Origin of the sequence: Mycobacterium intracellulare ATCC 13950 (genome assembly GCF_000277125.1) — a bacterium.
GTDB lineage: Bacteria > Actinomycetota > Actinomycetes > Mycobacteriales > Mycobacteriaceae > Mycobacterium > Mycobacterium intracellulare.
Map to the genome: position 1 here is coordinate 1,942,710 of NC_016946.1, position 20,683 is coordinate 1,963,392.

A 20,683-nucleotide genomic window follows, 5' to 3' on the forward strand; every position below is an offset into this window, starting at 1 on the left:
GTTCCTCCAATCAGCGAATCCGGGCGGACGGGCCAGTGCCACTAGGACGAGTCTCGCGGCCCACGCCGTTCGGTGCGCGACCACGACGTAAACGGTGGGAAAACGTTCCAGGTGGCGAGCCTCACACCGGATCGGCGGCGCCTGACCTTCCGCGCCGGCGGCGACCCCGACCTAGCTGCGCGAACGGAACGGCTGGAGCGACGAATCGGCGCGTTCCGGCGGGTAGCCTCGGGCGGAGCCGGGCTTTAACTCCGAGGGAGTTTTAGCCGAAGGCGCCCCCCGGGGGCCAACTCGATGGGATCGGTTGCGCACAGCTACATAGGTTAGGCTACATTTACTAACCGTGACCGAGGTCAGCGTCGAGACAAGTTCCGCCGGTTCTGCGTCGCCATCGATCCCGCTTCCCGCCCATATCGACCCGGCGGACCTGGCGGCCGAGTTGGCCGTGGTGCTCTCCGAACGCGTCGGGGAAGAGTATCTGCTCTACGAGCGCAGCGGGGAATGGGTGCTGGCCACCGGTGTGCACGCCATGATCGAGTTGGACAGCGACGAGCTGCGGGTGATCCGCGATGGGGTCACGCAGCGCCAGCAGTGGTCGGGGCGACCCGGGCCGGCGCTGGGCGAGGCCATCGACCGGCTGCTGCTGGAAACAGACCAACTCTTCGGCTGGATCGCCTTCGAATTCGGGGTCTATCGCTACGGGCTGCAACAGCGCCTGGCGCCGGGAACCCCGCTGGCGCGGGTGTTTTGGCCGCGGGGCCGCATCGTGGTGTCCCGGGAGGCGATTCGTCTGTTCGACGCGTCGGCCGACCACCGCGACGTAGTGCTGGCTGTGCTCGGCGACGGCGTCTCCGGGCTGCGCGAGGCCTCCGCGATCGACGTCATCGCCGACACCTCCGACTACCGCAATCGTGTCGCGTCGGCCGTGGCGGAGATCGCGGCGGGCCGCTACCACAAGGTGATCCTTTCCCGTTCTCTCGAAGTGCCTTTCGCGCTCGATTTCCCGTCCACGTACCGGCTGGCGCGCCGGCACAACACCCCGGTGCGATCGTTTCTGTTGTCGCTGGGTGGGATTCGTGCCGTGGGCTACAGCCCCGAACTGGTCGCGGCGGTCCATCGCGACGGTGTCGTGGTGACCGAGCCGCTGGCGGGCACCCGGGCGCTCGGTCGTGGCGAGGCGCGTGACCGCGAGGCGCGAGATGACCTGGAGTCGAACTCCAAAGAGATTGTCGAGCACGCGATTTCGGTGCGAAGCTCGCTGCAGGAGATGACCGAGATCGCCGAGCCCGGCACTGCGGTCGTCACCGATTTCATGACGGTGCGCGAGCGGGGGAGTGTCCAGCACCTCGGGTCCACGGTCAGCGGGCGCCTGGGCACGTCGAACGACCGGATGGACGCGCTCGAAGCGTTGTTCCCTGCGGTCACCGCCTCGGGCATCCCGAAAGCGGGCGGTGTCGAAGCGATCATGCGCCTCGACGAAGGACCCCGTGGCCTCTATTCGGGTGCGGTCGTGATGATTTCGGCTGACGGCGGGCTGGACGCGGCGCTGACGCTGCGCGCGGCCTACGAACGTGACGGCAGGACCTGGTTGCGGGCCGGTGCCGGCATCATCGAAGAGTCCACGCCCGAACGCGAATTCGAAGAGACGTGCGAGAAGCTGTCCACGCTCGCGCCCTATCTGATTGCGCGCGCCTAGGCGAGGAATTCGACGAGTCCAAGCGCCTCCGAAGGTGAGGCGCGAAGGGCCGAGAAGATCACCGCCAGCAAAGTCCTTCAAACAGAAGGAACACTGACACTGATTAACGTGATATGCAGCGCAAGCGGCGGCTATGGCCGCGCGACGGGTGAATTCTCAACGGCCGGTAAAGGGTTGACAGCGAATATCCGTCATTCTCAAGTTTTTTCGCGGTGTTGCGTTTAGCATCTGTCCCAACTTCAACGGGATGGAGTATTCGTGGCTGGTCTCAAGTCGAAAGTCGTTCTTGCCGTCATGCTGGCGCTCACTTTTCCCACGGCAGCGGCCTGCACGGGCACTTTTACGTGCCCAACCTGCACTGTCGTCCCTTTTTAGCGCTCCACCGTTAGGTCGCGCGCTCACGGCATGAGGCGGCCGAGGACAATCCCGAAAGCCACCGCCGCTCAGGCCGAAGAGCTCGACTCGGCGAGATAGTCCGCCAGAATGCGGCTCACGAGCGACTCGATATTGGATTCGATCGAGGACGCGAGCGTCGCGGTGACCGTGGCCACGGCTTGAGTCCGAAAGCGCACGAGCATGGTGATCAGCTCGGCGATCTCGGCGTCGGCCGGGAGCGGCTCGCCGGGCCTGATGCGGTCCAGCACGTGTTCGGCGCCGGCGCGCACGAGCATGTCGCTGATCTTGTCGATCTCGGGCACGATCTGCTCGTGCAGGTCGATGAGCTTGTCGAATTCGACACCGTAGCCGCGGATTTCATTGAACGCCGCGATCAGTTTCGGGCGGGTGATCGTCGCGTTGGACCCGTCAATCCGAATCACTTGAAGCGCGACGAGCCGCTCGAAGGCTTGCGGGTCGTCGACGAGTCGCTGGGCGTCGGCGAGCGGCATGGTTTCCGGCTTCTCGGTCGTCCACGGGCCCGCGATGGCGGTTTCGAGGCCCAGCACGTCACCGAGGTTCTTGCCTTCCTCCCACGCGCTGAGCATTTCTCGTACGTGCGCGATGGTGTAGCCGCGGTCGAGCATCGAGGTGATGAGCCGCAACCGGGTCAGGTGGGTGTCGTTGAACAGCGCGATGCGCCCGACGCGCAGCGGGGGCGGCAACAGCCCGCGGTCGCGGTAGACGCGGATGTTGCGGGTGGTGGTGCCGGCCAGCCGGGCCAGGTCGTCGATGCGGTACTCCCCGGAGTTCGCGGCGCCGTGCGGGTGTCGGACCGCCGCGTCGAACAGCTGGGACACCGCCGTTTCGATGAGTTGTCGATATTCCCGCGATTGGCGCCGCACGCGTTTGGGGGCGCGGCGCACGTTGTGCAGCACGCTGGCGATGGTGCCGGGTTCGGGCCGCGACGCACGCTCGGTTGCCATGTCAGGGCGCGATCTCAGGCGGATCGGCTGGCGCGCGCCCGGGCGTGCGCCACCGCCTGATAGTCCTCATACCGAAAATCCCTCATCTGGCGAAGATACTGCGTGGCGAATCCGGGATACATCGACCCGTTGAATCCGTCCTTGGTGAGGTACCAACTGCGGCATCCCGACATCCAGGTCGTCCTGGTCAGCCGGCGCTGGAGATCCTCGTTGTGGCGCCGCTGGACCTGTTCGCGGACATCGAGATAGCGCAGGTCCTCGTCGAGGATGGTGGTGATGCCGCGTACCACGTAGTCCAGCTGGCCCTCGATGTAGACCAGCAGCGAGTTGTGCCCCGGCCCGGAGTTGGGGCCGGTCATGACGAACAGGTTCGGATACCCGTGCACGTTGATGCTCTTGTAAGCCTGTGCGCCGTCGGCCCATTCGGCGGCCAGCGAGCGCCCACCGAGTCCGGTCACGGCGAAAGGCGGACCGGTCAGATGCACGTCGTAGCCGGTGGCGAACACGATGCAATCGAGGCGGTGCTCGATGCCATCACTGGTGCGGATGCCCGCCGGGCTCAACGTGGCGATCGGCCAGTCGATGAGCTTGCAGTTGTCCCGTTGCAGCGCCGGGTAGTAGTCGCTGGAGACCAGCATGCGCTTGCACCCCGGCCTGAAGTCGGGCGTCAGCTGGCGCCGCAGCCACGGATCCTTCACCTGAGCGCGCAGGTGGGCCCGCCCCAGCCGGGCGACCAACGACGTCAGCGGCGTGTCCCACACCAGCGCCGTGGCGCTGGCTTCATGCCCCCAGTACAGCGTCTGGCGCGCAAGCTGTTGGGTGGCAGGAACTTTGGCGAACAAGGCTTGCACGGCAGGTGGGGTGGCGACGTCCAAGCGCGGCAGCACCCAGCATGGGGTGCGCTGGAAAACCTTGACGAATTCGGCGCGTTTGACCAGCTCGGGGATGATCTGGATGGCGCTGGCACCGGTCCCGATGACCGCGACGCGCTTGCCCGCGAAGTCGTAATCGTGATCCCAGCGGGCGCTGTGGATCTTGTGCCCCTGGTAGCTGTCGAGGCCGCGGATGTCGGGGAAGCTGACGTCGGACAGGGGACCGGAAGCCAGCACGACGGTGCGGGCGCGAAATTTCTTGCGGTTCTTGGTGGTGGCGGTCCAGACGCCGGCGTCCTCGTCGAAGGACAAGCCCTTGACCTCGTGGCCGAACCTGATGCGGTTGCGGATGTCGAAGCGGTCCGCCATGTCCTCGAGGTGGCGATAGATTTCCGGGGCGGGGGAGTAGGTTCGCGACCAGGTCGGATTTTTGACGAATGAGTAGGAGTACAGCAGCGACGGGACGTCGCAGCTGGCACCCGGATATGTTGTGTCGCGCCAGGTTCCGCCGACGCGGTCCGCGCGCTCGAGTATCACGATGTCATCGACTCCGGCTTCGGCCAACCGGATTGCCGCGCCCAGTCCGGTGAAGCCGGCTCCGATGATGAGCGCCGCATGGGCGCCGTTGTTGTTCGCCATGCTCATGCCGCCGGCTCGTGGGTGAGTTCTCTGACCCACGTCGGTACCGACGGTAGCAGCGGCCGCGGATACCGGTCGGAAAGCCATACCATCGAATTCGCCAGCAGGTGGTACGGGTGGCGTGGATTCGTGACCACTCCGGCGTAGCGCCTTAGGAACCGGTAAGTCGGTACCCGGCTGGTGCGATCGCCGCGGTCGCCAAGCTCTCTAAAGCGTTTCACGGCCCGGTAAAGCCGCTCGGGCTCCATACCCATGGCGATGATCTCGTTGCGGATCCTGTTGATCAGCGGTGCACCCATGATCGCACCGATGATGAGACCCGGAGTGGCATTGTGACCGACGAAGTCGATCAGCAACCGCCGGATCTTCGCGTGCCCGATCATGTCGAGAACTTCGAAATCGACGACCAGGTGGCGCGATTCGTCGTTGTTGATCTTCTCGAAGACCTGGTGACAAACGGGATCGTGCACCTCGTCGAGGAGGAATTTCAACAGGGCGCCGTCCAGCGCGACTTCGAGCATCGGGATGACGGTGCCGAGCAGAGACAGCGGCATGTCGTCGGCCCAGCGGTCCAGCCAGTCGATGGCCAGTCGGATGTTCACGTTCGGCTCGGGAATCTCACCGTCGGTGAGCATGCCCCAGCGCTTCATCAGCGCCAGTTCGGCGTTGGCGTGGCGCTGCTCCTCGGCGTGGAAGTAGCGGTAGATCTCGGCGATGGTCGGTGTGGGGGCCTTCTTCGCCAGTGCCGCAAAGCCTCTGGCGCCGATGTTCTCGATCCAGCACAGGTCGGCCATGAACGCCTTGAGCTGGGGCCGCTGTTCGTCACTGATCATGTCGGCGCCGGGGGCGTCCCAGTCGATATCGGCGAGTGCCCACTGCCGGTCTTTGATCTTGGCGAGCATGACTTCCATGTCGATGGCCATCGGGAACTCCTTTGCGTCGACGTGTTCAGGGCAGGTTGATGCGGGAGAGCAAGCCGGCCGTGCGCGTATAGGCCTGCGGGGCCAGGCGTTTGATGTTCCAGCCGACCTTGGCGTCGAACTGCGGCATGCAGTAGAGCTCGCCGCGGTCGTGTGCGTCCAGGCAGGTTCGCGCGACCTTCTCCGCGGACAATCCGGTCCAGCGCATCAATTTGGTGGCGAGTTCGCTGGATTGTTCGCTGATGCGGCCGGACTCGAGAATGTTGGTCTTTACGAAGGTCGGGCACAGCACGGTGACCCGCACCGGGGTTCCGGCGAGTTCGGCGGCCAGGGTTTCCGAGAGTGAAAGGACGCCGGCCTTACTGACGTTATAGGCGGCCATACCCGGGGCGGCGCCGAACGCCGCCGCGGAGGCCACGTTGATGATGCCCCGCGGCGCACGCGACTCGGCGTCGCGCAGGATCGGGGTGAACACATGGCAGCCGTGAATGGGGCCCCAGAGGTTGATCCCCAACGTCCACGCCCAATCGTCGAGCGGCGCATCGCCGATCGCGGCGCCGCCGGCACCGACACCGGCGTTGTTGATCACCAACGTGGGTGCCGCCGGGAACCACGCCTGCGATTGCTCGGCCAACGCCTGCACCTCGTCGAATCGCGATACGTCGCAACGGATCGCGATCGCCTTGCCGCCCTGCTCGGTGATCGCGTCGGCGGTCTTTTGCGCCGCGGTTTGGTCGATATCACTGCACACGACCGCGCCGCCGCGACGGCCGAGTTCGACGGCGAAGGCGGCGCCGATGCCGCTTCCGGCACCGGTCACCACCGCCGAAGCGCCGCGGCTGATTTTGGGCTTATTGAGTCCGAACATCGTCAGCGGGCCCCTTCGGTAACGGCGTGCGCATCCTGCAGGGCGTGCGCGATGAAGCGCGCGACATAGGCCATCGCCTTGGCGGCTTCGGGTGTCATGCGTGGCAGCGCCTGAAAGGCGTGCACCTGATGGGGCCAGATCTGCAGTTCGCATCTGCCACCGGCAGTTCGGATGTCGGCGGCGAGTTGGCGCGCGTCTTCTTGCAGCATCTCGGCGCCACCGGCCTGGATCAGGGTGGGTGGAAGCGCGGGGCCGCCGGCGACGTCGAGCGTCAGCCGTTGATGGGTGAGGTCGACGCCGCTGTGGTAGAGGCCGACCAACCGCACCGCGTTCGCGGCGCTGGTGGCGGGATCGGGGCGAATCCGCTCACGGGCGAGCGCCAATTCGAACGAGAGGTCGTACAGCGGCGAGAACAGCACCATGGCGGCGGGGTGCTCGACCCCGGGTTGTAGCAGCAGATCGACGGACAGGTGACCGCCCGCCGAATCTCCGGCGATCACAATGTGTTTCGGCGGTAGGCCGCACGTGTCGACCAGCCAGTCCCAGCCCGCGCGGACATCGTCGGCCGCGGTGGGGAAGCGATGCTTTGGGGCGAGTCGGTAGTCGATGCAGAACACCGGAAGGCCGGTCAAGGACGAAAGCCAGGATGTCAACCGGCGGTGCGTCTTGGGCGAACACACGGCGTACCCGCTGCCGTGCACGTAGTAGATGGCTCCGGCGGTGGTCGATGAGCGCTCGGTTTCGCTGGTGGGGGTGCGCGGCCCGTAGACCCATTCCCCTTTGACGCGGCGGCCGTCGGGCAGCCTGGTGTCGACCGGTTCGACGCGGGTGCCCGCGAGCGAGGGTCCAAAGGTGCCCATGATCCTGGCGATGATCTGGCGCGAGAGCCATAGCCCCCAAGCCCGCTCGGGCGGGATCACGCTGGTGATCGGCCGCAGGGTGTAGGCACTTACCGCTGCCGCCCCGCGGGATCGCAGCGACCCGCGAGCCGGAACACCGTCCGTCATACAACGCAGTCAATACCAAATGGTGACATTCGTCAATGGCAGCTTGGGTGTCACGTTCTCAGTTGAGATGTCATATGGATGTCAGTTATGACACGAACTTGAGACGCTGATGTCTAACTGGCCCGAGTGCAGATCGGCCATCGTGCGCCGGGTTGCCACGATTTCCTCATCGAGCCGCGACACGTAGGGCGCTCGGCCTCACAAGCCTCGGCGGCCAATTGCAGCTGTGACCTCATAATCGAGAGCGGCTAGCATCCGGCAAAAACGCATCGGGTAGCACAGCTCTCGTTTCGGACAATGTTCTGAACGGCTGTGAAGCCTCTACACCTCAGAAAGGCCAGATGGATGACGCAAAAACTACGACCTCATTTCGAAGACGTGCAGGCTCATTACGACCTGTCTGACGACTTCTTCCGTCTTTTCCTTGACCCGACACAGACCTACAGCTGCGCCTACTTCGAGCGTGAGGACATGACGCTGGAAGAGGCGCAGATCGCCAAGATCGACCTGGCGCTGGGCAAGCTGGGCCTGCAGCCGGGTATGACACTGCTCGACGTGGGCTGCGGCTGGGGTGCCACGATGCGCCGGGCGATCGAGAAATACGATGTCTCCGTCGTCGGCCTGACGTTGAGCAAGAACCAAGTCGCCCACGTGCAGAAGACATTCGACGAGATGGACACGCAGCGCAGCCGCCGGGTGCTGCTGCAGGGGTGGGAACAGTGGGACGAGCCCGTCGACAGGATCGTGTCGATCGGCGCGTTCGAGCATTTCGGCCACGAACGCTACGACGACTTCTTCAAGATGGCCCACGACGTGCTGCCCGACGACGGTGTGATGCTGCTGCATACCATCACGGCGTTGACCGGTCCGCAGATCGTGGAGCGCGGCATGCCGCTGACCTTCGAGCTGGCCCGTTTCATCAAGTTCATGGTCACCGAGATCTTTCCGGGCGGCCGGCTGCCGTCGATCGAGAAGGTGGAGGAGCACTCGTCGAGGGCGGGTTTCACACTGACTCGCCGCCAGTCGCTGCAGCCGCACTACGCCCGCACCCTCGATTTGTGGGCGGCGGCGCTCGAGGCCAATAAGGACAAAGCCATCGAGATCCAGTCCGAAGAGGTCTACGAGCGCTACATGCGCTACTTGACAGGCTGCGCCAACGGATTTCGGGTCGGCTACATCGACGTCAACCAATTCACCCTGGCAAAGTAGCCTCTGGCATTGCCAGACGCCGGACTCGCAAGTCGGCTCAGCCGAATATAGACGCTTAGGAAAATTGGCGATCCGCCGTTGCCGCGATAACGGCGGCGGGAGGAACGCGCTCGGGCCGCCGCTCCGTATGCAGAGCCGGGAGGCTGTGGCGCCGTCTCGGTGCGTCGCCGCTTCACCGCGGTTGATGGTCGCTGGGACGCGGCCGCAGAAGGGATTGCAGGTAGCGGAGCCGAAGTATATGGTCGGCGGCTATGACGCACGGCCACTCAGAACTCAAGCCGAATGTCGATCATATCCAGTCGCACTACGACTGGTCCAACGAGTTTTTTCGGCTTTGGCTCGATCCGAGCATGACCTACAGCTGCGCCTACTTCGAGCGCGACGACATGACGCTGGAAGAGGCGCAGCGCGCCAAGATCGACTTGGCGTTGGGCAAGCTGGGCCTGCGGCCCGGGATGACGCTGCTCGACATCGGTTGCGGCTGGGGCTCGACCATGCGGCGCGCGGTCGAAAAGTACGACGTCAATGTCATCGGATTGACATTGAGCGAGAACCAATTGGCGCACTGCCGGCAAAAGTTCGACGAAATGGACAGCCCGCGCTTCAAAGAGGTGCGGCTGCACGGCTGGGAGGATTTCGACGAGCCGGTGGACCGCATCGTGTCACTGGGGGCGTTCGAGCACTTCGCCGATGGCATCGGCACCTACGAGCGCTACGCCGACTTCTTCAAGATGTGTTACAACGTGCTGCCCGAGGACGGCGTCATGCTGCTGCACAGCATCGTGTTGCCCAGCGCTGAGGAGGCCGAGCAGCTCGGGCTGAAGCGGACGATGTCGCTGATGCGGTTCATCAGCTTCATCCGTAAAGAGATCTACCCGGGGGGTCGCTTGCCGATGATTTCGGTGGTCGATGAATACGCGACCGGGGCGGGTTTCCAGATCACTCGTCACCACCGGATCGGGTCGAATTACGTGCGCACGTTGGACACTTGGGCGAAGGGTCTGGAAGCGCATAAGGACGAGGCGATTGAGCTCAAGGGCCAGCAGATGTATGAGACGTTCATGAAATATCTGACCGGCTGCCGCGAGCTGTTCCGGGACGGCTACACGGACGTTTGTCAGTTCACCATGGAAAAGCGGGCCGCGTAGCCCGCTACCGCTGCGTCTTCCTCAGAAAGCCACACCGTACGGGGTACGCGTCGCCGCCTCGAATTTAACCTGCTCGAGCGCGGCCCCCGTCGCGCCACATCTGGCGGCGCTCGGCGAACCACAGCCGCGTGTTGTGCCGAATCGTGCGGGCGATCAACCTCGCCGACGCGATCGTGTCAAGGCTGTCCACCACAGAGAACCGGCGTAATCCATTCGGCCAGAACGGGATCGGTCTCCGCGGCGCCGAGTAACTGGTCGAAGGTTTTTTCCATCGGGCGGTACCGCCGCGGGATCCGTCGGCTAGCATGGTGAAGGTCAAATCGGCGATAGCATTCATCATCCACACCGGGTGGTGGTCTTGGCAGTGGGGGTTGATCGTGCGCGTCGCGTGACGGCGCTATTGTCGTTTCATGCCTGATCGCCAACCGCTGGCGGCGTTTCTTCGGGCCCGTCGAGAACGGTTGAAACCGGCTGATGTAGGCCTTGCCGAGGGCGGGCGTCGCCGGGTGGCGGGTTTGCGCCGTGAGGAAGTCGCGATGCTTGCCGGCATTAGCGCCGACTATTACCTGCGACTCGAGCAAGGCCGAACGAGTCAGCCCTCTGATCAGGTGCTCGCGGCTTTAGCCAGCGCGTTACAACTCAGCGATGACGCGACCGAGTACATGCGCAACTTGGCTCGCCCCGCTCTCACACGCCGATCCAGGGTCCCTGCGTCGGCCGAGGACGTTGATCTCGGCCTGCGGACGTTGATCGACAACTGGCAGCTGATTCCCGCGTATGTGCAGGACCGGCATATGAACGTTTTGGCCGCCAACTCAATGGCCCAGGCGCTGCTGCCTTATTTCGCACCGGGATTCAACCAGCTGCGGACAGCGTTCCTGGACCCGGACTTTCCCGCCTGGGTGGACAACTGGGACGAGGTCACCGACATGCTCGTATCGTGGCTTCGGTTCAACATTGCCGAAGACAGCCCCGCCGATCCCGAATTTCAAGCTCTCATCGACGAGCTCAGCGACGCGAGCCAGCAATTCCGCACTTTGTGGGCACGCCAAGAGGTCAAGCAGAAGACGAGCGGACCGGCTCCATTCCAAAACCCCAGAGTTGGGCCGCTCGCGCTGTGCTATCGGGTATTCATGCTGCCCGACACGAAGCAGACGATGATTGCCTACTACGCCGAACCTGGCACGCCTTCGGAGGAACGCCTGCGAGAGCTCTCCAGCCTCGTGCATTCGCCGTAGGCCGTCACCCGGTTTCGCTTGGTTGTCATCACACCGCTGATTCGAGGCGGCTCGTTGGGGCGCGGGGCGTCCGCAGTCATCCACTCGAATTAGGTTGGCTCAGCGCGGCTTCAGCGGCCGCGCGTGGAGCCTGTGACTGCCAATACCAGGAAAACTTGACTCTGGATACCGGCCCGGTGCCGCGCCAACATGGGCCGTGAGCATTCGTCGCCCGCCCCGTGGGCAGCGGCACGCCTAGGAGGTTTTGATGACAGAACTATTGGATTGGGACGACGCCTACCACGAGGACGGGATCTTCAGCGGCCACCCACCATGGGGCATCGGTCGACCACAGCCACAAATCGCCGACCTCATCAGGCAAGGCGCTTTTCGAAGCGATGTGCTCGACGCCGGCTGCGGATACGGTGAAACGTCGCTTGTATTAGCAGCATTGGGCTACACCGTCGTCGGAGTCGACCGAAGCGTGATCGCGATAGCCGAGGCGGTCGCGGAGCGCCGCCGCCGACGGCTGCCCAACGCAAGGTTCGTGGCGTCCGACATCACCTCCCTTACCGGTTACGAAGGCCGGTTTGCGACCGTCGTCGACAGCGCGTTGTTTCACGCACTCCCGGTAACGCGACGCGACGACTACTTGCATTCGATACAGCTGGCGGCGGCGCCTGGCGCGTCGCTGTACATCCTGACGTTCACCCAGGATGCGTTCCCCGAAGATCCGGGATATCCGATTCCCAATGTGGTAACGAGAAACGAACTGCGCGAAGCAGTTAGCAGACATTGGACCATCGATGAGATCCGCCCGGCGTTCATTCATGCGCACGCGCCCCAAACCCGTTCAGGTCGCAAGTTCGATGTGGACGCCGACGGTCGCGAAAAGCTGCCTGCGTTTCTTCTGACCGCTCACCGGCCGTGACGAAACAAGCGGCGGTGATGTCTGACGAGGTGGTCGCGATGGCCATCAGCGTGTGTCCCCGCCGAAACCATCACCCGCAAAGACGAATTCGTTCCTCGGGCGACGGCAGCGACTTGGAAGTCGGCCGGCTGGACGCGGATAACTCTTTCGCAGCTGCACGACTCTGTTAGGAGATAACGTGACACCTGTCTCGACGTACGTGCTGATCCCAGGCGGCTGGCATGCAGCGTGGTGCTGGTGGCCGGTGGCCAAGCGGCTTCGCGCGGCAGGCCATCACGCGATCGCGTTGACCCTACCGGGCCTCGACGATGGCGACGACCCGTCGGGTTATCGGCTCACGGACGCTGTGGATTACGTCGTCAGCCAAGTACGCGGGCTGCAACTCGACGTGATTCTGGTTGCGCACAGTTGGGGCGGCTATCCCGCTACCGGCGCGGCGGAAATCCTGACGGACAAGGTCAGGAAGGTCATCTACTTCAACGCGCTGGTGCCGGTGCGCGGCAGGTCGCTGGTGGACGATCACCCACCAGCCGGCCGCGACTTGCTATTGAGGTTGATCAACGAGTCGCCTGATGGCGCGGTCGCGCCGAGCTTGGCATATGTTGAAGAGCTGTTTATGCAAGACGCGGCGCCGGAAATGCAGCGGATGGTAGCCGACCTCCTGGCGCCGCAGCCCGGTGGTTACTTCCTCGACGCCTTGAATGTCGATCCAGCAGATCTCGGTGTTGCTACCGCATACATCGCCAGCGACAGCGATTGCGCACCCCAATGGCCGGCGGCGGAATTCGCATCCCGACTCGGCGTCGAACCCGTCTACGTGCCGGGGACCCACCTGAGCATGCTGACCCACCCAGACGAGGTGGCCAAAGCAATCATGGCCGCCTAAATGCTTGCGGCCCAAGGACTGACGCGGCTCGCGCGCCAGCCGTTCGAAAAAGATCGCGGGGGACTAGGAGGGTCGATGGCATCCGGGCAACCGAACAGCGCCGTCGTTTTGGGGGCAAGTATGGGCGGCTTGCTGGCTGCACGAGTTCTGGCCGACTTCTACCAAAAGGTCACCGTGGTCGAACGTGACCTCCTACCCGACGTTCCGCTAAACCGGCGCGGCGTGCCGCAGGGACGACATCCGCACGCGCTCCTGGGCAAAGCCGTGGAAATAATCGGCGACCTGTTTCCCGGCATCTTCGATCAGCTGAGATCCGATGGCGCCATCAAGTGGGACGACGGCGACATGTCGAGATTCTGGTCGAAGTTCGCGGGCCATCTGATGGTGCGCTCGTCAATACCCGACCCCGCATCGCTGACCGACTATCACCTGAGCCGACCGCTTCTCGAGCACGCAGTACGCCGTGCAGTGCGCAAAATACCGAACATCGAGTTCCTCGAGGAACATGACTTCGTGGGTTTGACCGCCGACACCGATCATGCCCGTATCACCGGCACGCGCGTCCAAAAACGTGGCGGCACAGACGAAACCGTAATCACCGCGGATCTCGTCATCGACGCGACCGGACGAGGGTCGCGCACACCGCTATTCCTGGAAGAGCTCGGATATCCCCGACCTCGGGACGACGAGATCGAGGTACGAATCGCCTACGCCACCGTGCCCGTGCGCATTCCGCGCGGAACGCTACACGAACTCGTGGTGACCAACTATCCCATCCCGTCCCGCCCGACGATGTTTGCCATGTTCGCGTGCGAGAACGATATGTATCTGGTGCTCGGCGGCGGCGTCGGCGGTCAAGCTCCGCCGGCCGACGTTGCCGAATTGGTCGACCTCGCCGCCACACTTGCCCCTTCCCACGTCACCGCGGCGCTGCAGTCGGCTGAGATCCTGGGCGACCTCGCGCAGTATCGAATTCCGTCCAACCGGTGGCGGCGCTATGACAAGCTGGCCCGCCTACCAGCGGGGCTAATCGTGTTCGGCGATTCAATCTGTTCATTCAACCCCATTTACGGCCAAGGCATGACCGTCGCCGCGATCGAAGCCGAGGTGCTGCGGGACTGTCTTTGCGTGGGAGATCGCAACCTGCCGCGACGGTTTTACGGCAAGTCGGCCAACAAGATTCGCGTGGCTTGGCGCACGGCGGTCGGCTCTGATCTGATGCTCCCGCAGGTCCCCGGCCGGCGGCCGCTGTTCGTTCGGGCAATGAACTCGTACATGGACCGGGTTCTCACCGCCGCCGAGACGGATCCGCTTGTAGCGCAGCAATTCTTCCGAGTGGTGCAGATGCTGGACGGTCCCTCCGCGCTGTTCCGCCCCCACCTACTTCGCCGCATGGCGAAGGCAGGCATGACTCGTGGCCGAAATCCTCGGCCAATCAACGGGAGTGCGCATCCGCAACAGTGCGGCATTCGTGGCAACGCTGGACTTGATTACCAATAGAAAGGGAAACATGACCGTCGGAACAGCCAACGTCCCAGGAAAGTTGGACGTCTTCGGGCCCATCGTGGAGTTCCTGACGCCGGAAGGGGACGAGCAGGTGTGCGTCGTGCGCGCGGTCATTCCTCCCGGGGTCACGGTGCCGCTGCACAGCCACGACGATTTCGAGGACTTCTACATCCTGGCCGGCGGGCACCAAGTCCTCGTCCACGGCGACGATGGCCCGCAATGGCGTGACGTCCATGCTGGGGATTACGTTCGGGTGCCGGCCGATGTCCCACATGCCCTTCGCAACCTCTCGGGAGAACCCGCCATCGATTTGATGATCACGACCGCCCGCATGGGCAAGTTCTTCCGTGAGGTCGGCCGACTCGCGGGGTCCCCGGCGCCGACTGCCCAGGAGGTGGCTCGCTTCGTCGAGATAGCGGGACGTTACGGCTACCTTCTGGCGACACCGGAGGAAAACGCAGCGGTCGGGATCACACTTCCCGCCTGAACGCAGGACGAGCCCCGCGAGCCGGAGAACACCCATGCTGCCATCGGAGATTGCACCACACTACGACTTTGTCGTGTGTGGGTCCGGCTCGTCGGGATCGGTGGTGGCGGGGCGAATAGCCGAAAACCCGCATGTCACCGTGCTATTGGTGGAAGCGGGCGACACCGATAACGTGCCGGCCGTCCAAGATCCATCGCAGTGGCCGCTCAACCTGGGCAGCGAGCGCGACTGGGGGTTCGTCTCGCAGCCGATTGCTCACCTCAATGGGAGATCGATCTCGCTCTCCATGGGCAAAGTGCTCGGTGGGGGGTCCAGCATCAACGTGATGGCATGGGCACGGGGCCATCGCAGCGACTGGGACTACTTTGCCGCCGAGGCGGGCGACGAATCCTGGGGCTATCAGTCGGTGCTCGAAATCTATCGTCGGATCGAAGACTGGCACGGGCCCGCCGACCCCGACCGCGGCGCCGGCGGCCCGGTGTTCGTCGCACCCGGTAGCGAACCCAATCCGCTGGCCGCAGCCATCATTGAGGGCGCACGCTCGGTGGGAATCCCTAGCTACCCGAGCAACAACAGCGCCATGATGGTGGCCGGCGGCGGCGCGTCTCTCATCGATCTCCGGGTACGCAATGGATTCCGGCAGTCGATGTTTGGCAGCTACATGCGCCCGCTCCTGCGGCGATCGAACCTGACCATTCTCACCGGCGCGACGGTGACGCGGCTGATTTCCAAGGCGAACCGGGTCACCGCCGTAGAGTTTTCGTGCCGCGGGACGAACCACAGCGTTGCCGCGACGAGCGAGGTGGTCGTTTCTCTCGGGGCGATCAACACGCCAAAGGTATTGATGCAGTCGGGCATCGGCGATGCTGACGAGCTGCGCCAGTTCGGAATACCCCTGGTGTCGCATCTACCGGGCGTCGGACACAACTACCAAGACCATCCGCGTATCGACTGCGTATGGGAGTATCGCCAGCCGCTTGAGCCGCGCAACAACGGGGCAGAAGCGATGGTGCTCTGGAAGAGTGATGCGCTCCTGGAGGCGCCCGACCTACAGATATGCGTCGCGGAGTTGCCGTTGTCCAGTGCGGAAAACGCCGCCGTCTATGGACTACCGGAGCACGGTTGGACCGCGTGTGTTGGCGTGCTCCGACCGAAGAGCCGCGGCCGGGTCCGCCTAACCGGGCCCGATCCGGCCCACCCGGTCGCGATCGAGGACAACAGGCTGGCCCACGACGAGGACTTCAAGGCCGCACTCGCCGCCGTCGAGCTGTGCCGCGAAATCGGCAACTCGGTCCCGGTGGAACGCTTCAACAAGCGTGAGGTCATGCCCGGCAACCTCGCCGGCCAGCAACTCGAGCGGTTCATCCGCGACGGAACTGAAACCTTCTGGCATCAATCCGGCACGGCGAAAATGGGCCGCGACGCTATGTCAGTGGTGGACGGAACTCTCAAAGTTTATGGGGTGGACGGTCTTCGGATCGCCGACGGCTCAATCATGCCGCGCATCACCGCCGGCAACACCATGGCGCCCTGCGTAGTCATCGGCGAGCGTGCCGGCGACCTCCTCAAAGCCGAGCACGGGTTGTGACGCTCAGACTGCCGTTCTCGCGGCTTTCATCGATCAAAATCGCGGCGGCCGATCGCGCGTAAACCATCGGCGAGGTGTTGTTGAGTGTGGTCGCTAGCGCGACCGCTCCTTCGAACAGCACCGCGAGTTGATGACCAAGTTCGTCTGGGTCACCGACACCGAGTTCGTCGCACGTGTCCGCCAATCGAGCGATAAACGCTTCTTTGTGCGCGCAGACGATGCAGTGCACTTCCGGCAGTTTTCCGGCCGCCCGACAGCGGCGTTATGGAAGGGGCACCCGCGCACGCGCTCTGTTTTCCCGCGCTCGAAGATAGCCAACAACCGGTCCCGTGGCGCTAGGCCGGTCCGTTGAGCGCCCGTTCTGGTGGCACCGCGCGCGTCGCGCCCATATCACGGAGGCAGGCCTGGACGATCTCGGCCTTGCTTGAAAAGTGTTTGTACAGCATCCGCTTGGACACACGGGCGTGATCGGCGAGCTGGTCCACCCCCGTGGCGTGGATGCCGTCGCGGTAGAACCGCCGTCGTTGATCATTCGTGACCATGGACGACGACAACCTCGAGCTGATGCGCATCGGCCAGGCCGGCCGGTAGCTAAGCCGACCGATATGAGACTATGGCGACAATGGGCAATTGCATATATGAGAAGCCGTATATTCGCAGCTACCAGGCGCGGATGCTTTCCATAACGCGGCGGCATCCTACGGGCATTGACGGCCTTCGCGACCGGCGTGCGCCCGGGGGCAAGGCATGAGACCGCTGCCGCAGCTCACACCGTGGAATCAATGGTTCTGGACGTCCGGCCAGGATGGCCATCTACGCATCCAACACTGCAGCGAGTGCGATACGTACGTGCACCCTCCGGTGCCGATCTGTCCATCATGCCGGGTGACAACGGCCAAACCCGCCGTGGTTTCCGGTCGTGCGACGGTGGTGGGCTACACGGTCAACGAGCATCCATGGCTTCCCGGATTCGAGCCGCCCTACGTCATCGCGGTGGTCGCACTCGACGAGTGCGCCGAGGTGCGCCTGACGACCAACATCGTCGGCTGCTCACCCGAGGAGGTGCACGTCGGCCAGCGCGTCTCCGTGCGTTTCGACAACATTGACGACGTGTGGTTCCCGCTGTTCGAACCCACGGATGGCACCGATGAGCGGGACCTACTGGGGCCGCCCGCTTCTCCCGTTCCGCGTCAGCCGGTAACGGCGGAGCGGTTTGAGCATCGATCCGTGATATCGGGCATCGGCCGGTCAGCCACCGGCCGCCGGCTGATGGTCGATCCGTTGTCGCTCACGATGGACGCATGTCTTGCCGCGGTTGCCGATGCCGGTTTGGAACTGTCTGATATTGACGGTCTTTCGACGTACCCGGGACCCGTGGGCATGGGTATGAGCGAAGGCGGCATCGCTGCCGTCGAGGAGGCTTTGCGCATACATCCCACGTGGATCAACGGCGGCATGGATCTACCCGGCCAGGGTGGCGCGATCATAGCCGCGATGATGGCGGTGGCCGCGGGCCTTTGCCGACACGTCCTGTGCTTTCGGACGGTGTGGGAATCGACGTATGCCGCGCTTCGACTACACGGGGGCGGCGGACGGGTATCGGGGCCCCAGCAATGGTCGTTGCCGTTTGGCGCCGCCTCGGCGGCCAATTGGATCGGTGTGAATGCCAACCAGTATCTGCATCGATACGGTGCGAATCGGGAACTCTTCGGCATGATCGCCGTGAACGCGCGGCGCAATGCCGCGCTCAACCCGTCGGCCATCTACCGCGAACCGATGACCATGGACGACTACCTCGCCGCGCGGCCCATCACGTCACCGTTCGGCCTCTACGACTGCGACGTTCCCTGTGACGGCTCGATCGCGGTGGTGGTGTCCGACGCGTCGATCGGCGGTGATCTGCCGCGACCGGCCATACGCTGCGACGCCGTCGGAACGCAAGTGGCCGAACGTATCTCGTGGGATCAGGGGACGCTCACTCACGAGCCCCAGGTCATCGGCCAGGCCGCGCATTTGTGGAGCAGAACTGATCTGCGGCCCGAGGACGTCGACCTTGCCCTGCTGTACGACGGCTTTACGTTCAACTGCGTGTCGTGGCTCGAGGCCCTGGGCTTCTGCGGCTTCGGCGAGGCCCAGGGATGGCTGGATGGCGGCCGGCGCATCGCGCTGGACGGCGAGCTTCCACTCAACACCCACGGCGGCCAGCTGTCCGAGGGACGCCTGCACGGATTCGGCTTCCTCTACGAAGCGGTGCTGCAATTGCGCCACCAGGCCGGTAACCGCCAAGTCAAAGACGCACGCACCGCCGTCGTCAGTACCGGTGGGGGAGTTCCATCCGGCGTCATGCTGTTGCACCGCGCGACGTGACGTCGCGACGCTATTCGAAGGCGATGACGCCCCGGATGTTCTTGCCCGCGCGCAGGTCTTTCATGGCCTCGTTGATGTCATCGAGCTTGTACTTCTGCGTGACCAGCTCATCGAGCTTGATCAGCCCCGCCTCATACATCGCCAATAGTTTCGGCATGGCCTCGCGGGGGTTCATCTCGCCGTAGAGCACCCCCTTGAACGTCTTGCACGAACTGACCATGTCAGTGAGGACGATCGGCACCATCAGGTCGGTGATCTTCGGCATCCCGGTCAGCACGCAGGTTCCGCCCTTGCGCAACAACATCATCGCCGTCATTATCATGTCCGCCGGCACGACCCCGGGCGTGAGAACGACCCGGTCGGCCATCACCCCCCAGGTGATCTCCTTGACCAGTGCCAGCGCGGCACCGATGTCGGCAGCGGCGTGGGTGGCCCCGAACGTCGGCGCGATCTCGCGTTTGAACTCGTTGGGGTCCACGGCGACGATGTGCTTGGCGCCGGCGACTTTCGCGCCCTGCACGGCGTTCATGCCGATTCCGCCGACACCGACCACGACGACGGTATCGCCGGCTTGGGTACCCGCCGCGACCGATCCCGACCCGAATCCTGTTGTCACCCCGCAGGACACCAGCGAGGCGGCCTCTAGGGGGATCCAGTCGTGGACTTTGACGAGCGAGCGCTCGGAGGCCACCACGTATTCGGAGAAGGTGCCGACCTGCATCATCGCCATGAGGTCTTCGTTGCCGAGATGGCGACGGCGGGTGCCGTCGGTGGTCATCGCCTTGCTGTAGATGTCGGCGCCCACGTCGCACAGGTAGGTGTAGCCACTGGCGCACCATCGGCAATTGCCGCAGGCGGGCAGAAACGAAATGGCCACATGGTCACCGGGCTTCAGTGATGTCACCCCGGCCCCGACCGCTTCGACCACACCGGAGCCCTCGTGTCCTCCGAGCATGGGGAACCATTCGGGCACCGGAAGGCCAGACGCCCGCATCATCTCTTCCATCTCCGCGGTCGGCACACTGTCGCCGGTATAGAAGTGTTCGTCGGAGTGACAGATGCCCGCATAGGCCATCTTGACCAGCACTTCGCCCGCGTGCGGCGGATCGAGCTCCACTTCGGTGACTTCCCAATCCACACCGACACCGCGCAACACCGCTGCTTTGGACTTCATTGCGTCTCTTTCGTTAGGGGTTTCACCATTGGCGGAGTTCCTTCACCGCGTCGGAGGCGCGCGGGGCCAGTGTCAGGTAAGGGATGAAACTGCTGTTGCCGCAGTGGATCACGGAATGGACGACCTCGGTCAGGTGTTCCGCGTCAACGAGGCCGCCCACCATGTACTTGTTCTCCATCCAGTACCTGATGGCCGCTTCCAGAGCGTCGGGGTCCCAGCTTTTGTTGAACTCGGTCTGCGCGTCGCCGGCGCCGCCGAGGCTGTCGCCCACGGCGAGACGGGTAAAGCCGATCTCCGGATGTTCGATACGCCAGGCCTCAACGAGCTTGTCTAAGGCGCTCTTGGTAACCGAGTAGGCCCCGAGCAGCGGCCACGGCGTCGTGTAGGACGCACTCAGTGAGGACAGGTATACGGCAGAGCCGGCCGTCGCCGCCAAATGCGGGGCGGCGGCCGCGGTGACGAGCGCGGCGCCGGTGACATTGGTCGCGAACAACTGTGCCCATTGTTCCGCGGTCACCTCGCGCAGTGGAGCCAACACACCCATGCCGGTCGTGTACACCAAGGCGTCAAGACCGCCGAGCGCGCCGACAACCTCGGAGATCGCCTTTTTGCAGCTGTCGGTGACGGTGACGTCGCACGCGATGGCGACCGCGCCGTTGCCGGCATCCTTGGCGGCCTCGACCAGCCGGTCGTATCGACGCGCCAGTAGCGCGACGTGCGCACCGCGTTGGGCGAGCCCGGTGCCGATGCATCGGCCGAGGCCCGCGGAGGCGCCGACGACGGCGACCCGCATCGGTTGATTTCCGT

Annotated in this window: 19 protein-coding genes and 1 pseudogene; 10 read left to right on the forward strand and 10 right to left on the reverse strand. The window is 64.2% G+C overall.

Annotation, left to right across the window (positions count from 1 at the left end; all coding sequences use genetic code 11):
* The first annotated feature begins 343 nt into the window (after window positions 1–343).
* Complete coding sequence (locus OCU_RS34150; RefSeq protein ID WP_014379711.1) at window positions 344–1,696, forward strand: salicylate synthase; 1,353 nt, start codon at window positions 344–346, stop codon at window positions 1,694–1,696.
* 443 nt (window positions 1,697–2,139) lie between these two features.
* Here OCU_RS34150 and OCU_RS34155 read toward each other — a convergent pair whose 3' ends face one another.
* Genes OCU_RS34155 through OCU_RS34175 form a run of 5 tightly spaced genes read right to left on the reverse strand, consistent with a single transcriptional unit; the run spans window position 2,140 to window position 7,363 of the window.
* The gene (locus tag OCU_RS34155) at window positions 2,140–3,057 is read right to left on the reverse strand and encodes a MerR family transcriptional regulator (protein WP_014379712.1); all 918 of its coding nucleotides are present in this window, start codon (window positions 3,055–3,057) and stop codon (window positions 2,140–2,142) included.
* Between the two features lie 14 nt (window positions 3,058–3,071).
* Window positions 3,072–4,574: a flavin-containing monooxygenase gene (locus tag OCU_RS34160; protein ID WP_009956564.1), complete on the reverse strand. Its 1,503-nt coding sequence runs from the start codon at window positions 4,572–4,574 to the stop codon at window positions 3,072–3,074.
* Window positions 4,571–5,491, reverse strand: a complete 921-nt coding sequence (locus OCU_RS34165; RefSeq protein ID WP_009956563.1) for a hypothetical protein — start codon at window positions 5,489–5,491, stop codon at window positions 4,571–4,573. Before OCU_RS34165 ends, OCU_RS34160 begins: the two co-directional genes overlap by 4 nt.
* 25 nt (window positions 5,492–5,516) lie before the next feature.
* Window positions 5,517–6,356 (reverse strand): SDR family NAD(P)-dependent oxidoreductase, encoded by an 840-nt coding sequence (locus OCU_RS34170; RefSeq protein WP_009956562.1) that lies wholly within the window; start codon window positions 6,354–6,356, stop codon window positions 5,517–5,519.
* 2 nt (window positions 6,357–6,358) lie between these two features.
* Window positions 6,359–7,363 (reverse strand): alpha/beta hydrolase, encoded by a 1,005-nt coding sequence (locus tag OCU_RS34175; RefSeq protein WP_014379713.1) that lies wholly within the window; start codon window positions 7,361–7,363, stop codon window positions 6,359–6,361.
* A gap of 345 nt (window positions 7,364–7,708) precedes the next feature.
* Between OCU_RS34175 and mmaA2 the strand changes: the two genes are divergently transcribed.
* Both mmaA2 and OCU_RS34185 read left to right on the forward strand, forming a co-directional pair.
* Window positions 7,709–8,572: a cyclopropane mycolic acid synthase MmaA2 gene (mmaA2, locus tag OCU_RS34180; RefSeq protein WP_009956558.1), complete on the forward strand. Its 864-nt coding sequence runs from the start codon at window positions 7,709–7,711 to the stop codon at window positions 8,570–8,572.
* A gap of 251 nt (window positions 8,573–8,823) precedes the next feature.
* Window positions 8,824–9,720, forward strand: a complete 897-nt coding sequence (locus tag OCU_RS34185; protein ID WP_014379714.1) for a cyclopropane mycolic acid synthase family methyltransferase — start codon at window positions 8,824–8,826, stop codon at window positions 9,718–9,720.
* Between the two features lie 64 nt (window positions 9,721–9,784).
* Here OCU_RS34185 and OCU_RS51635 read toward each other — a convergent pair.
* A pseudogene (locus OCU_RS51635) lies at window positions 9,785–10,072 on the reverse strand (oxidoreductase); the annotation flags it as partial.
* Window positions 10,073–10,130: 58 nt separating this feature from the next.
* On the opposite strand from OCU_RS51635, the gene OCU_RS34190 reads away from it, so the two are divergent.
* From OCU_RS34190 to OCU_RS34215, 6 genes are all read left to right on the forward strand, one after another.
* Window positions 10,131–10,958: a helix-turn-helix transcriptional regulator gene (locus OCU_RS34190; RefSeq protein ID WP_014379715.1), complete on the forward strand. Its 828-nt coding sequence runs from the start codon at window positions 10,131–10,133 to the stop codon at window positions 10,956–10,958.
* 247 nt (window positions 10,959–11,205) lie between these two features.
* Window positions 11,206–11,868, forward strand: coding sequence for a class I SAM-dependent methyltransferase (locus tag OCU_RS34195; RefSeq protein ID WP_014379716.1), 663 nt, complete (start codon window positions 11,206–11,208; stop codon window positions 11,866–11,868).
* Between the two features lie 178 nt (window positions 11,869–12,046).
* Window positions 12,047–12,754 carry an alpha/beta fold hydrolase gene (locus OCU_RS34200; protein ID WP_225331937.1) on the forward strand — a complete coding sequence of 236 codons (708 nt, stop codon included), beginning with the start codon at window positions 12,047–12,049 and terminating at the stop codon, window positions 12,752–12,754.
* Between the two features lie 75 nt (window positions 12,755–12,829).
* The gene (locus tag OCU_RS34205; RefSeq protein WP_179300631.1) at window positions 12,830–14,254 is read left to right on the forward strand and encodes an FAD-dependent oxidoreductase; all 1,425 of its coding nucleotides are present in this window, start codon (window positions 12,830–12,832) and stop codon (window positions 14,252–14,254) included.
* A gap of 10 nt (window positions 14,255–14,264) precedes the next feature.
* Complete coding sequence (locus tag OCU_RS34210) at window positions 14,265–14,747, forward strand: cupin domain-containing protein (RefSeq protein ID WP_009956550.1); 483 nt, start codon at window positions 14,265–14,267, stop codon at window positions 14,745–14,747.
* Between the two features lie 34 nt (window positions 14,748–14,781).
* A complete protein-coding gene (locus OCU_RS34215) occupies window positions 14,782–16,335 on the forward strand; it encodes a GMC family oxidoreductase (RefSeq protein WP_014379719.1) in 1,554 nt (517 codons plus the stop codon).
* On the opposite strand, the gene OCU_RS51545 is transcribed toward OCU_RS34215, so the two are convergent.
* Together OCU_RS51545 and OCU_RS51550 are read right to left on the reverse strand one after the other, a co-directional pair.
* A complete protein-coding gene (locus OCU_RS51545; RefSeq protein WP_014379720.1) occupies window positions 16,313–16,564 on the reverse strand; it encodes a hypothetical protein in 252 nt (83 codons plus the stop codon). The genes OCU_RS34215 and OCU_RS51545 overlap by 23 nt on opposite strands.
* A 106-nt stretch (window positions 16,565–16,670) precedes the next feature.
* Window positions 16,671–16,877: a helix-turn-helix domain-containing protein gene (locus OCU_RS51550; RefSeq protein WP_009956547.1), complete on the reverse strand. Its 207-nt coding sequence runs from the start codon at window positions 16,875–16,877 to the stop codon at window positions 16,671–16,673.
* Between the two features lie 205 nt (window positions 16,878–17,082).
* On the opposite strand from OCU_RS51550, the gene OCU_RS34225 reads away from it, so the two are divergent.
* Entirely contained in the window at window positions 17,083–18,702 is a 1,620-nt protein-coding gene (locus tag OCU_RS34225; RefSeq protein ID WP_036458584.1) for a thiolase C-terminal domain-containing protein, read from the forward strand.
* 10 nt (window positions 18,703–18,712) lie between these two features.
* Here OCU_RS34225 and OCU_RS34230 read toward each other — a convergent pair whose 3' ends face one another.
* Entirely contained in the window at window positions 18,713–19,876 is a 1,164-nt protein-coding gene (locus OCU_RS34230; protein WP_009956544.1) for an NDMA-dependent alcohol dehydrogenase, read from the reverse strand.
* 22 nt (window positions 19,877–19,898) lie between these two features.
* The gene (locus OCU_RS34235) at window positions 19,899–20,669 is read right to left on the reverse strand and encodes an SDR family oxidoreductase (RefSeq protein ID WP_009956543.1); all 771 of its coding nucleotides are present in this window, start codon (window positions 20,667–20,669) and stop codon (window positions 19,899–19,901) included.
* Window positions 20,670–20,683 lie beyond the last annotated feature (14 nt).

Excerpts from the sequence above, each read along its gene's own strand:
- OCU_RS34155 (WP_014379712.1), bottom strand. The coding sequence starts at position 3,057 with ATGGCAACCGAGCGTGCGTCGCGGCCCGAACCCGGCACCATCGCCAGC.
- OCU_RS34160 (WP_009956564.1), bottom strand. The coding sequence starts at position 4,574 with ATGAGCATGGCGAACAACAACGGCGCCCATGCGGCGCTCATCATCGGA.
- OCU_RS34165 (WP_009956563.1), bottom strand. The coding sequence starts at position 5,491 with ATGGCCATCGACATGGAAGTCATGCTCGCCAAGATCAAAGACCGGCAG.
- OCU_RS34170 (WP_009956562.1), bottom strand. The coding sequence starts at position 6,356 with ATGTTCGGACTCAATAAGCCCAAAATCAGCCGCGGCGCTTCGGCGGTG.
- OCU_RS34175 (WP_014379713.1), bottom strand. The coding sequence starts at position 7,363 with ATGACGGACGGTGTTCCGGCTCGCGGGTCGCTGCGATCCCGCGGGGCG.
- mmaA2 (WP_009956558.1), top strand. The coding sequence starts at position 7,709 with ATGACGCAAAAACTACGACCTCATTTCGAAGACGTGCAGGCTCATTAC.
- OCU_RS34185 (WP_014379714.1), top strand. The coding sequence starts at position 8,824 with ATGACGCACGGCCACTCAGAACTCAAGCCGAATGTCGATCATATCCAG.
- OCU_RS34190 (WP_014379715.1), top strand. The coding sequence starts at position 10,131 with ATGCCTGATCGCCAACCGCTGGCGGCGTTTCTTCGGGCCCGTCGAGAA.
- OCU_RS34195 (WP_014379716.1), top strand. The coding sequence starts at position 11,206 with ATGACAGAACTATTGGATTGGGACGACGCCTACCACGAGGACGGGATC.
- OCU_RS34205 (WP_179300631.1), top strand. The coding sequence starts at position 12,830 with ATGGCATCCGGGCAACCGAACAGCGCCGTCGTTTTGGGGGCAAGTATG.
- OCU_RS34210 (WP_009956550.1), top strand. The coding sequence starts at position 14,265 with ATGACCGTCGGAACAGCCAACGTCCCAGGAAAGTTGGACGTCTTCGGG.
- OCU_RS34215 (WP_014379719.1), top strand. The coding sequence starts at position 14,782 with ATGCTGCCATCGGAGATTGCACCACACTACGACTTTGTCGTGTGTGGG.
- OCU_RS51550 (WP_009956547.1), bottom strand. The coding sequence starts at position 16,877 with ATGGTCACGAATGATCAACGACGGCGGTTCTACCGCGACGGCATCCAC.
- OCU_RS34225 (WP_036458584.1), top strand. The coding sequence starts at position 17,083 with ATGAGACCGCTGCCGCAGCTCACACCGTGGAATCAATGGTTCTGGACG.
- OCU_RS34230 (WP_009956544.1), bottom strand. The coding sequence starts at position 19,876 with ATGAAGTCCAAAGCAGCGGTGTTGCGCGGTGTCGGTGTGGATTGGGAA.
- OCU_RS34235 (WP_009956543.1), bottom strand. The coding sequence starts at position 20,669 with ATGCGGGTCGCCGTCGTCGGCGCCTCCGCGGGCCTCGGCCGATGCATC.